General features: G+C 71.4%; 11 protein-coding genes. 4 read left to right on the plus strand and 7 right to left on the minus strand.

Translation table 11 applies throughout. The annotated features are described in order from the left end of the window. The first annotated feature begins 66 nt into the window (after positions 1–66). Positions 67–534, plus strand: a complete 468-nt coding sequence (locus tag Psi01_RS05235; RefSeq protein WP_204062786.1) for a GyrI-like domain-containing protein — start codon at positions 67–69, stop codon at positions 532–534. A 13-nt stretch (positions 535–547) separates the two neighbouring features. Here Psi01_RS05235 and Psi01_RS05240 read toward each other — a convergent pair whose 3' ends face one another. The 6 genes from Psi01_RS05240 to Psi01_RS05265 all read right to left on the minus strand — a co-directional run bounded on the left by Psi01_RS05240 (position 548) and on the right by Psi01_RS05265 (position 5462). Further along, positions 548–1084 carry a hypothetical protein gene (locus Psi01_RS05240; RefSeq protein ID WP_204062787.1) on the minus strand — a complete coding sequence of 179 codons (537 nt, stop codon included), beginning with the start codon at positions 1082–1084 and terminating at the stop codon, positions 548–550. Continuing rightward, entirely contained in the window at positions 1084–1320 is a 237-nt protein-coding gene (locus Psi01_RS05245) for a helix-turn-helix transcriptional regulator (RefSeq protein WP_204062788.1), read from the minus strand. The genes Psi01_RS05240 and Psi01_RS05245 overlap by 1 nt, the downstream gene beginning before the upstream one ends. Before the next feature lie 28 nt (positions 1321–1348). Next, positions 1349–2185 carry an ABC transporter permease gene (locus Psi01_RS05250; protein ID WP_204062789.1) on the minus strand — a complete coding sequence of 279 codons (837 nt, stop codon included), beginning with the start codon at positions 2183–2185 and terminating at the stop codon, positions 1349–1351. Next, positions 2182–3027, minus strand: coding sequence for an ABC transporter ATP-binding protein (locus tag Psi01_RS05255; protein WP_204062790.1), 846 nt, complete (start codon positions 3025–3027; stop codon positions 2182–2184). Before Psi01_RS05255 ends, Psi01_RS05250 begins: the two co-directional genes overlap by 4 nt. Positions 3028–3149: 122 nt before the next feature. Then, entirely contained in the window at positions 3150–4316 is a 1167-nt protein-coding gene (locus Psi01_RS05260) for a cytochrome P450 (protein ID WP_204062791.1), read from the minus strand. 12 nt (positions 4317–4328) lie between these two features. Next, on the minus strand, positions 4329–5462 hold the full coding sequence (locus Psi01_RS05265) for a CaiB/BaiF CoA transferase family protein (protein ID WP_204062792.1): 1134 nt from the start codon (positions 5460–5462) through the stop codon (positions 4329–4331). Positions 5463–5663: 201 nt separating this feature from the next. On the opposite strand from Psi01_RS05265, the gene Psi01_RS05270 reads away from it, so the two are divergent. The 3 genes from Psi01_RS05270 to Psi01_RS05280 all read left to right on the plus strand — a co-directional run bounded on the left by Psi01_RS05270 (position 5664) and on the right by Psi01_RS05280 (position 10342). Next, complete coding sequence (locus Psi01_RS05270; protein ID WP_204062793.1) at positions 5664–7571, plus strand: serine/threonine-protein kinase; 1908 nt, start codon at positions 5664–5666, stop codon at positions 7569–7571. Between the two features lie 148 nt (positions 7572–7719). Beyond that, a complete protein-coding gene (locus Psi01_RS05275) occupies positions 7720–9069 on the plus strand; it encodes an FAD-binding oxidoreductase (RefSeq protein WP_204062856.1) in 1350 nt (449 codons plus the stop codon). Positions 9070–9082: 13 nt separating this feature from the next. Further along, positions 9083–10342 (plus strand): SAM-dependent methyltransferase, encoded by a 1260-nt coding sequence (locus Psi01_RS05280; protein ID WP_204062794.1) that lies wholly within the window; start codon positions 9083–9085, stop codon positions 10340–10342. 77 nt (positions 10343–10419) lie between these two features. Here Psi01_RS05280 and Psi01_RS05285 read toward each other — a convergent pair whose 3' ends face one another. Beyond that, complete coding sequence (locus Psi01_RS05285; protein WP_204062795.1) at positions 10420–11871, minus strand: GGDEF domain-containing protein; 1452 nt, start codon at positions 11869–11871, stop codon at positions 10420–10422. Positions 11872–11974: the final 103 nt, after the last annotated feature.

Here is an 11974-nt window from a genome sequence, read left to right on the forward strand (position 1 = left end):
ACTCGGCCGGAGCGGGGGTTAAGATCCGATTCGCGTGTTTTATCGGGGTGGCCATCAGGAGGCGCTGTGATCATTGTTGATCGGCCGGAGACGCTCGTCGTGGGCCATGCCGTACGGACTTCCAACGCCGAGGAGATGGACCCGGCGCGGGCGAAGCTGCCGGCGCTGTGGCAGCGGGCGGGAGCCCCCGGAGCCTTCGCCTACGTGCCCGGCCGGGTGGACGAGAACCTGTACGCGGTCCTGACGGACTACGAGAGCGACCACCACGGTGCCTACACCCAGATCGTCGGGGTGGCCGTGCGCGCCTTCGCCGCGCTGCCCGAGGGCATGGTCGCGGTCCGGGTGCCCGCCGTACCGGCGCTGAAGCTCGAGGCCCGCGGGCCGATGCCGGGCGCCCTGGTCGACTCCTGGCAGCAGCTGTGGAAGCACACCGAGTCCGGCGGCACCCCGCCCCGCGCCTTCACCACCGACCTGGAGGTCCACCACCCGGAGGGCGTGGATCTCTACGTCGCGATCTTCCCGCCGATGCGCTGAGCGGCCCCGGGGCTCAGTCGTCGTCGTCCGGCGGCGGGTCGGGCAGCCGCCAGCAGGAGACGATCAGCGGAAGCACGAAGTGGGTCAGGGCCAGCGCCAGGAACAGATGGAGCATCGCCGACCCGGACACGGTGTGCCCGCGCCCCTGGGCCATGCCGTTGACCAGGAACACGACGGCCAGGAGGGCGAGGATCACGGTCGTCGTGCGATGGGACAGCGCGACGGCGCGCAGCCGCTCACCCCGCTGGCGCTCGTCCAGCTGACGCTCGGCGAGCGCGGTGACGCCGCGGGTGGCGACGTTCATCAGCGTCACCGCCGGGAGATAGACCACCATCATGACCACCAGCAGGGTCAGGACGATCCAGCGCTGGGTCTGGGTCGGCCCCATCACCCACGCCACGACGGCGTTCACCCAGCCCAGCGCCAGCGCGAACACCGCGGCCGCGGCGAGCACCCGACGACGCTCCCGCGTGGCGTACCAGGCGGGCAGCATGTCGCGCTGCATCACCTCGGCCTGCGAGCGCTGCCAGCGCTCCTGCCAACCTGCCATCACTTCACCTCGCTGCCCAGCCGGGGGAACGGCTTGAGAGAGAACACGACTTCCATGGGAACCTCGAAGTACTCGGCGATGCGCAGGGCGAGGTACAGGCTCGGGCTGTACTCGCCGCGCTCCAGATAGCCGACCGTCTGATAGTGCACACCCAGCGCCGTCGCCAGGTCCTTGCGTGAGATCCCGCGCTCGGCCCTGAGCATCGGGATGCGGTTGTACACCTCTTCCGCGGACATCGCAGCAGTCTCCCAGCTCGGGGTCGGATCACGCGGTCTGCGCGGCGAGCTGGCGCTCGGCGAGCCGCGAGCCGGACTCCCGCCTGGTCATCCGGCGGATCAGGCCCGGCGCGAGCAGCATCCCGGCCACCGTCCAGGCTCCCAGCACGGCCGCGACGTACGGCAGGCGCCAGCTCCCGGCGATCTCGGCGACGAGCATCGAGTCGGGCAGGAGCGCCGCGCGCAGGCCGAGTCCCTGCCAGTAGAGCGGGAAGGACTGGGCGACCCACTGGACCGCCTCCGGCATGGCCGTCACCGGGAACATGACGCCGGAGGGGATGAGCAGGAGCATCATCGGCAGGGCCACCATCCCGGCCCCGGACTTCGAGCTGGGCAGCAGGCAGCCGATCGCGGCGCCCAGCGGCACGACGGCGACCGTGCCCAGCACCAGCACCCACGCCAGCGTCAGCCAGTCACGGGGAGGCGCGACGCCGCCCACGAGCACGGCCGTGGCCACCAGCAGCGCGCTCTGCAGGGCGATCTGGCACAGCACGGTCACCGCCCGCCCGGTGAGGTAGGCGGGGATCCCGCCGGGGATGGCGCGCAGCCGCAGCAGCGCCCCCTCTTCCCGGTCGGTGACCAGCGACAGGGGGAGGGTCATCAGCCCGTTGGAGAAGACGGTGAAGGCCAGGAACCCGGCCGTCATGAACGTCGCGTTGGAGACGTCGGTCCCCTTCACGGGCCGGTCTCCCATCCAGATCAGCATCAGGGCGAAGAAGCCCACGGTGCCGATCAAAGTGCCGGCCAGTTCCCTGCGGTTCCTGAGCAGGTGCGTGTGCTCGGCCCAGCCCCGCCGCATCCCGATGCGCAGTGCCCTCATGTTCATGCCGCCCTCCCGATCAGCTCCAGATAGCTCTCCTCCAGCGACGGCCGGCGGATCTCCAACCCCGGCACCGGCCCGTCGAACCTGTTGTGCAGCTCCCACGCCGCCCGCGAGGGATCCGGGGTGGACAGCACCCGCTCGCGCCCGTCCTCGATCCAGCGCACGCTCGACTGCGCCTGCACCTCCCGCGCCAGCTCGCCGGGGGTCCCGCAGACGGCGATCCGGCCGCCGACCAGGATCGCGGTCCGGTGCGCCAGCTTCTCGGCCTCGGCCAGGTCGTGCGTGGTGAGCACCACGGTCATGCCGTCGTCGGCCGCCAGGCGGGTGAGCAGCAGGTGGAACTCGTGCCGGGCCTGCGGATCGAAGCCCGTCGTCGGCTCGTCCAGGAACAGCAGCTCGGGCCGGCCGATGATGCCCAGCGCGACGTCCAGCCGGCGGCGCTGCCCACCCGACAGGCGGCCGACCTGCTGCCCGGCCTGCTCCGTCAGCCCGACGGCGGCCACCAGCTCGTCGGGATCGCGCGGGGCGTCGTAGAAGCGGCTCAGATGGACGACGAGCTCCCGCACGCCCCACCGGGTGTGGTCGCGCCAGTTCTGCAGCACGATCCCCAGCCGGGCCCGCCAGTCGTCGCCCCCCTTCTCGGGGTCCGTGCCGAGCACGCTCACCTCACCGGCCGACCGCTTCCTGAAGCCCTCCAGGATCTCGATCGTGGTGGTCTTGCCCGCCCCGTTGGGGCCGAGGAGCGTGAAGATCTCTCCTCGCCGGATCTCCAGGTCGACTCCGCGCAACACGTCGGCCGCGCCGTACCGCATCCGCAGCCCGCGCACACTCACCGCAGTACTCATGTGAACGAATGTAGTAGACCTACTACATTCAAAGCAACTCCTACGACAGCAGAAGGCACATCTAAGACAGGGGTGCCGTACGGCCGGCAGGCGTGAACGACGAGGCCGGGGGGTGTCCCGGGTCAGCGGGGCGTCAGGACGATCGGGAAGGAGGTCACGCCGCGCACGAAGGCGTTGGGCAGGATGCGCGGGCCGCGGTCGTCGGCCCAGGCGGCCGAGCCGATCCGGCGCACGAACTCCTCGAAGAAGATCCGCAGCTCCAGCCGGGCCAGCGCCGCGCCGAGGCAGAAGTGGGTGCCCAGGCCGAAGGCGATGTGCCCGCCGGGGACGCGGGTGACGTCGAAGACGTCGGGGTCGGTGAAGACGGCGGGGTCGCGGTTGGCGGAGCCGTACATCATCAGGACCTGCCGGCCCTCGGAGATCTTCTGGCCGGCCAGGACCGTGTCGCGGGTGGCGGTCCGGCACATGTTGAGGACGGGGGTGGTCCAGCGGATGAACTCCTCGACCGCGTCCCCGATCAGTCCGGGGTCCTCCCGCAGCAGCGCCCACTGCTCCGGGTGCCTGATCAGCGCGTCGATCGCGGTGGCGATGACGGTCCTGGTGGTCTCCGCCCCGCCGTCCAGCAACAGCAGCGCCTCGTTGGCCAGGTGCTCGTCGTCGTAGTCGGGCCGCCCGGCCCACAGCGTGGTCAGGTCGTCGTGCGGGCACCTGCGCCGCTCGGCGGCCAGCTCCAGCACGGCCGTGGCGAACTCGCCCGCCGCCACGGCCGCGTCGTGGGTGACGTAGCGCAGGCCGCCCCCGGCCACGATGGTCGTCTCCGACCAGTGGACCAGTTCCGGCCAGCGCTCGTCGGGGAAGCCCAGCAGCCAGCCGATCATCCGGCCGGGCAACGGCGCGGCCAGCGCCGGCACGGCGTCCACGGCGCCCTCCTCCAGCGCCTCGTCGATCAGCTCGGTCACCACGGACCTGACCCGGTCGGTGTACTTCTCCGCGACGTAGCGCGGGGTGAAGCGCCGGTAGACCAGGCGGCGGCGCTCGGCGTGCTCGGGGTCGTCCATCCCGATCATCGACGGGTCGCTGGGCAGCTGCGGCCGGTAGCCGCCGGTGCTGGACCACAGCCTGCCGTCCCGCTCGACCGCCGAGATGTCGGCGTGCCGGGAGATGCCCCACAGGCCGTTGCCCTCGTCGAAGTAGGCCGGGGCGTTCTCACGCAGCCAGGCGTAGACCGGGCCGGGATCCCCGGCGTACATGTCTCCGTCGAGCAGGTCGATCCTGGCCGCGTGGTCCATCGTGACTTCCTCTCAGGCGAGTACTCCCGACGCCCGTAGCCCGGCGGCGGTCTCCTCCGGCAGGCCCCATGAGGACAGGTCGGCCAGCCGGGTGGCGGGGGAGAGGTCCTGCTCGGGCGCGCCCAGCAGCCGGGGCGCGGGCGCGGGCTGCCGCACCCCGCCGACCTCGACGAAGGCGCCGCGCGCCTTGTTGTGCGGGTGGTCGCCCGCCTCGGACATCTCCAGCACGGGGGAGACGCACGCGTCCGAGCCGTCGAACACCGCCTCCCACTCGGCGCGGGTGCGGGACCTGAACGCCTCGGCCAGCCGCTCGCGCAGCGCGGGCCAGTTGGCCCGGTCGTTGCGGTCGGGCAGGTCGGACAGGCCCATCAGGGAGATCATCTCGTTCCAGAACTGCGGCTCCAGCGCGCCCACCGCCATGAACTTTCCGTCGGCGGTCTCGTAGGTGTCGTACATGGGGGCGCCGGTGTCGAGCAGGTTGGTGCCGCGCGGGCCCCAGAAACCGCTCTGCACGCCGTGGTAGAACATCGCGAACAGCGTCGCGGCCCCGTCCACCATGGCGGCGTCGATCACCCGGCCCCGCCCGGTCCGCTCCCGCTCCAGCAGGGCCAGCAGCACGCCGTAGGCCAGCATCAGGCCGCCGCCGGCGAAGTCGCCGAGGATGTTGATCGGCGGGGTGGGCTTGCCGCCCTCGCGGCCGAGCATGGACAGGATCCCGGAGATCGCGATGTAGTCGATGTCGTGCCCGGCCGTCGGCGCCAGCGGGCCGTCCTGGCCCCAGCCGGTCATCCGCCCGTAGATCAGGCGGGGGTTGACCGCGTGCAGGTCCGCCGGACCGATGCCCAGGCGCTCGGCGACCCCCGGCCGGAAGACCTCGATGACCACGTCCGCGCTGGCGGCCAGGCTCTTGAACGCGGTCACCCCCTCGGGGGACTTCAGGTCCAGGCCGACGGTCCGCTTGCCGCGGTCCATGACGTCGGAACGCGGCCTGTCCCCGGCGGCGGCCACGGCGGAGACCCGGTCGACGCGCAGCACCTCCGCACCGTGGTCGGCCAGCATCATCCCGGCGAACGGCCCCGGGGCCAGTCCGGCCAGCTCCAGTACGCGAATCCCGGCCAGCGGGCCCTTCCTGCTCACGTGATCCATGGGGGTTCCCTCCGGGGTGCGCTCTCGAACTCTAACCGGGCACCCGGTAAACAAGCAATCGCTTGGTAGTGCGCGGCTCATCCTGCGAGGCCAGTAGAACAACATTCCGCTCTCCCTGGCAAGACGCTCGGCGAGACGGGCGGGGCGTGTGGGAAACTTGCGGCTCGACGGATCGGGACCTGGGGACCTGGGGGACGGGGCATGGCACATCCGCACGGGGGACGCGCGGTCGCCGGACGGTACACACTCATGCGCGAGCTCGGCCGGGGCGGCATGGGAGTGGTGTGGGAGGGCTACGACACGGTCCTCGACCGCCCGGTCGCGGTCAAGGAGGTCCTGCTCCCGCCGCACCTGTCACCGGCCGAGCACGAGCGCCAGCTGACCCGCACCTCCCGGGAGGCCAGGACCGCGGCCCGGCTCAACCACCCGGGCATCGTGGCGGTCTACGACGTGGCCGAGGAGGACGGCCGCCCCTGGATCATCATGGAGCTGGTCAGGGCGCGCGGGCTCGACGAGGTCGGCTCGCTGCCGGTGCGCCAGGTCGCCCACATCGGCCGCCAGGTGCTGTCGGCGCTGCACGTGGCCCACCAGGCCGGGATCATGCACCGCGACGTCAAGCCGAGCAACATCCTGCTCACCTCCGAGGGCCGGGCGGTGCTGACCGACTTCGGCATCGCCACCGTGGAGGGCGACGTCTCGCTGACCCAGACCGGCATGGTCACCGGCTCGCCCAGCTTCCTGCCGCCCGAGCGCGCCACGGGCACGCCCGCCGGTCCCTGGTCGGACCTGTGGGCGCTGGGCGCGACGCTCTACGCGATGCTGGTGGGCCGGGCGCCCTTCGAGCGCCAGGACGCCATCTCCACGCTGGGGGCGCTGCTCACCGAGGAGGCCGACTTCAGCCCGGTGCCCCCGGAGATGTACGAGGTCCTGTACGGCCTGATGCAGCGCGAGCCCGCGCACCGCCTCACCGCCGAGCAGGCCGACGCGCTGCTGGCCGAGGTGAGCGGGGACACGGTCACCATGGCCCGGCGGTCCGGGGTCCACCCCTCCGTCCTGACCGCGTCCACCCCCGGGACGGACGCGGCGGCCGGGCGGCTCCCGGTGGGGCAGTTCTCGACGGGGCAGCGGCTCCCGGGCGGGAATCCTCAGGCCCGGCTTCCGGACGGCCCCCCTCAGACGGGGCATTCCCCCGTCCGGCAGCCCACCGCGCCGTCCCACCCCGTCCGGGGCCGCGGTGCGGGGGCCGCGGAGCCCCGGCGACGGCGCGGCCCGGTCGCCGTGGTCGTGGCGCTGGCGGTGGTCCTGCTGGGCGCCGGCGCCGCCGGATGGATCATGTCCGCCGAGGACGGGCAGGTGGCCGCCGAGGCGGCTCCGGCCGCGGACGAGCCCTCCGCCGCGTCCACCGCGGACGACGAGCCCGCCGAGAAGGAGTCGGAGAAGCCCGCGTCCCCCAAGCCCGAGCCCAGCCCCACCAGGAGCAGCCGCCCGGCCGCCGCCAGGCCGGACCTGGCCGTCACCGAGAAGGACGACTGGTCCATCAAGCACCCCGAGGGCTGGCGGGCCCAGGCCCTGCCCGGCGGGGCGGGCGTGCGCTGGACGCGGCCGGACGGCGACGCCTCCATGTCGGTGGAGGTCATGCGCTCGATCGGCGACCTGGAGTCGCTGTGGTCGAACGCCAGGGCGGACACCGCGCGGCGCAGCCAGATCATCACCCAGGACTGGAACCCGGTCACCACCGCCTACGGCAGCGGGCTCGACTGGCGGCTCACCTGGCGCCCGCGGGAGGACGGCGCGACGGGCGGGGACGGCGATCCCGGCGAGGTCGGCGAGGTCGGCGAGATAGACGACGGCGGCAGGGCCGACGAGGCCGACGGGAACGACGAGTACGGCGAGGACGCGGAGTACGGCGAGGGTGCGGAGTACGGAGAGGACGCCGGGTCGCAGGAGGAATCCTCCGCGCGCAGCTACCGCGAGACACGGCGCTTCATCGAGGTCGGCGACATCGCGGTGGTCCTGACCTGGGTGGTTCCCGCCGAGGAGGGCGGCGCCTCGGACGGCACGATGCGCTCGGTGTTCGACAGCTTCCAGGTGTGGCGCCGCGTCACCTGACGGGGATGCGGACATTACCTCCTCAAAGAGTTTTCAGGGGTTTAACCCACCCCTCCTGGCTTATGGGATATCGGGGATATAACGTTCTATGGGCGATCTTTCCGGTCGAGAGTCCTGGGGGTGATGTTCTGTGACACGTACGACACAGATGTCGGAGCACCGGAGGGCGGTCGAGCGGATCAGGGAGTCGTACTCGGCGATTCCGCAGGACGCGCCGCCCCGGCTGGCCAAGGCCACCACCAACCTGTTCAGGTTCCGCAAGGGCGCCCAGGGGGCCCCGCTCTCCGCCAAGGACCTCGACCGGGTCATCGAGGTCGACCCGGTCACCATGACCGCCGAGGTCCAGGGCATGACGACCTACGAGCACCTCGTGGACGCCACGCTCCCGCACGGGCTGATGCCGTACGTCGTCCCGCAGCTCAAGACCATCACGCTCGGCGGCGCCGTCACCGGGCTCGGCATCGAGTCCACCAGCTTCCGCGACGGGCTGCCGCACGAGTCGGTCGAGGAGATGGAGATCCTCACCGGCGACGGGCGCATCGTCGTGGCACGCGACGACAACGAGCACCACGACCTGTTCCGGGCCTTCCCCAACTCCTACGGCACGCTCGGTTACGCCCTCCGCCTGCGGATCAGGCTCAGGCCCGTGCAGCCGTACGTCCGGCTCACGCACATCAAGTTCACCGACGCCCACAAGTGCATGCTCGCCATGCAGGAGATCTGCGAGAGCCGCGAGCACGACGGGGAGCCGGTCGACTTCGTCGACGGCACGTTCTTCGAGCCGGGTGAGCTCTACATCACCGTCGGCCGCTTCGCCGAGCGCGCGCCGTACGTCTCCGACTACACGGGGATGCGGATCTACTACCAGTCGATCCAGAGCAGGACCCGCGACTGGCTGACGGTCCGCGACTATCTGTGGCGCTGGGACACCGACTGGTTCTGGTGCTCGCGGGCCTTCGGCGTGCAGGGGCCGCTGGTGCGCTCGCTGATGCCGCGCCGGTGGATGCGCTCCGACGTCTACCGCAGGCTCGTCGGCCTCGACCGCAAGTACGGCCTGGTCGCCCGGGTGGACCGGTGGCGCAACCAGCCCATGCAGGAGTCGGTCATCCAGGACATCGAGGTGCCCGTCGAGCGGGGGGCGGACTTCCTGGAGTTCTTCCACGAGAAGGTCGGCATGACGCCGGTGTGGATGTGCCCGCTCACCTCGACCGGCCGCTGGCCGCTCTATCCGCTGGAGCCCGGGCGGCTGTATGTGAACTTCGGTTTCTGGGGGACCGTCCCGCTGCCCCGGGGGCAGTTCGACGGCTACCACAACCGTCTCATCGAGCGCGAGGTGCACGCGCTGGAGGGGCACAAGTCGCTGTACTCCACGTCGTTCTACCCCCGGGACGAATTCTGGCGTCTGTACAACGGTGACGCCTACTGGCCGGTCAAACGGGCCTACGACCCCGGCGGCCGGTTGCTCGACCTCTACGACAAGTGTGTGCGGGGGCGTTAAGGAGGTTCCTGCTGTGAAGCTCGCGGAAATATTCGAGAAGGTCGTGGGATCGGGGACGGGCATCCGTCTCATCGCCTACGACGGCAGCAAGGCGGGCCCGGACGGCGCGGACATCACCCTCGAGGTGAAGTCCCCGGTCGCGGTGGCCTACCTGGCGCAGGCCCCGGGCGAACTGGGGCTGGCCCGTGCCTATGTCTCCGGGCACCTCGACGTGCACGGGGACATGTACACCCTGCTGTCCCGCATGTGGTCGCTCACCATCAACGACATCCCGATGAACGAGAAGGTCGCGGCGATCCGCGCGCTCGGTATCAAGCCGCTGCTGACACGGCTGCAGCCCCCGCCGCAGGAGATGCGGCGCAGCATGATGGCCAAGCTGGGCAGCAGGCACGCCAAGAAGCGCGACGCCGAGGCGATCCACCACCACTACGACGTATCCAACACCTTCTACGAGTGGGTGCTCGGCCCGTCCATGGCCTACACCTGCGCGGTCTTCCCCTCCGAGGAGGCCTCGCTGGAGGAGGCGCAGTTCGCCAAGTTCGACCTGGTGGCCAGGAAGCTCGGCCTCAAGCCCGGCATGCGGCTGCTGGACGTGGGCTGCGGCTGGGGCGGCATGGCCATGCACGCCGCCCGCGAGTACGGGGTGAAGGTCCTGGCGGTCACCCTCTCGCGCCAGCAGGCCGAGTGGGGGCAGAAGGCCGTGGCCGAGGCCGGTCTCAGCGACCTGGTCGAGATCCGGCACATGGACTACCGCGACGTGCGGGAGACCGGCTTCGACGCGGTCAGCTCGATCGGCCTGACCGAGCACATCGGCAAGGAACAGCTGCCGTTCTACTTCCGGTTCCTGTACGACAAGCTCGTCCCCGGCGGCCGGCTGCTCAACCACTGCATCACCCGGCCGACCGGGACGGAGAAGACCCTCAACGCCGGCGGTTTCATCAACCGCTACGTCTTCCCCGACGGGGAGCTGGAGTCGGTCGGCTACCTGGTCCGCCAGATGGAGGACATCGGCTTCGAGATCCGCCACGAGGAGAACCTGCGCGAGCACTACGCGCAGACCCTGCGCTACTGGTGCGCCAACCTGGACGAGCACTGGGACGAGGCCGTGAAGGAGGTCGGCCAGGGCACCGCCAGGGTCTGGCGGCTCTACATGGCCGGCTGCATCGTCGGATTCGAACGCAACAAGATCCAGCTCCACCAGGTGCTGGCCACCAGGCTCGACGCCGAGGGCGGGGCCCACATGCCGCTGCGCCCCTCGCTCGACTGGCCCTGACCGGCACCACTGCCGTCGTTCGTGAGAGCCGCGGCCGTCCTCGCCCCCGCACGGGCGGACGGCCGCGGCTCTCGTCTTCAGGCGGCCATGATCGGGTCGGTGTCGTCGGCCGCGACCCAGCGGCCCCTGCCCAGGCGCTTGGCCGAGTACATCGCGGCGTCGGCGGCGCGCAGGATCCCCGGGGCCGTGGCACCGGGCTTCGCGCCGTCGTGGACGGCGATGCCGATGCTGGCGCCGACGGAGAGCCGGTGCCCCTGGAACAGGGTCGGCGTGGAGACCTCGCGCAGGACGCGCTCGGCCAGCTCCACCGTGGCCTCCAGCGGCCTGTCCCGGCACAGCAGGACGAACTCGTCGCCGCCGAGCCTGGCCGCCAGGTCGCCGTCCCCGGCCAGGGCGGACAGACGGCCGGCGACCGACAGCAGGACGGCGTCCCCGGCGTCGTGGCCGTGGGTGTCGTTGATCTCCTTGAAGCCGTCGAGGTCGAGGTAGAGCACCGTGATCCCGGAACGGGAGTCGTCCACGGCCAGCTGCAGGGTGTCGTTCAGGACCGTCCGGTTGGCCAGGCCGGTGAGGGGGTCGTGCCGCGCCTGGTAGACGAGCTGGGCCTGCATGCGCTCCTGCTCGCGGACCGCTCCCGTGAACCGGGCCAGCACGAAGGCCGCGCAGGCCGCGCTGGCGGCGATGGTCAGCATCTCCTGCTCGCTGAAGCCCGCGTACCTCAGGGCGAGGGTGGGCGTGCCCAGCAGGGCCAGCCCGAGGAAGACGACCCGGGCCGGGTGCAGGGTGTGGACCTGGGATCCGGAACGGGTCAGCTCGGACCGGCCGGGATGAAGCGCGGCCGTGACCAGCACCGCGTGGCCCAGCAGCAGCCCGGCGCCGAGCTTCTCCACGTACTGGTAGTCGAGCACGTAGGGCAGCAGGTTGTAGCCGAGGTCGACCGCCAGATAGACGAAGACCGCGGTGAGCAGCAGACGGGTGGGGGCGCCGCGCTCGCCGGGGGACAGGGTGAGGAACAGCGTGGCCGCGAGCAGGACGATGTCCCCGACCGGGTAGAGGGCCGGGATGACGGCGTCGTCGAGGCCGTAGCCCAGGAGCGGCTGGATCAGGAACTGCCAGGAGGCCAGCCCGGCCACCGTGGTGAGGGTCAGCGCGTCGAGCACGCCCCCGCGCAGCCGGCCGGGCGCGCGGCGGCGGGCCATCAGCACCAGGGCGGTGGCGATCAGGGGATAACCGCCGAGCCAGAACGCGTCGCTGATCCCGACCGGGGGCACCTCGCCGGTGGTCAGCAGGAAGCCCATCTCGATCGCGTCACCGGTCAGCCAGAGCGTCTGGGCGAGCGCGATCAGCAACCACGGCCGCCGGTCCCCGTCTCCGACCAGCCGCAGCGCCGCCCACCAGGACAGAGCGCAGACGACACCGTACAGGGCGAAGTACATGATCTCGCCGGCCGTCGTCGCGTACATGACGGCGGTCACGGCGGCGATCGCTCCCGCCACGCCCAAAAAGGCCCACGCTCTTCCGGCTGTCATGCCCGTCCATCGGCAGCCCCGCCCCCGACCTGAGCGAAACCCGCCACCGATTCCACACGCCCCGGCAGCCCCGAAGCCGCCGGTGCTCCGGAGCCGGTACGGG

It is taken from the genome of Paraplanobispora siamensis, assembly GCF_016863175.1.
GTDB classification, from domain to species: domain Bacteria; phylum Actinomycetota; class Actinomycetes; order Streptosporangiales; family Streptosporangiaceae; genus Planobispora; species Planobispora siamensis.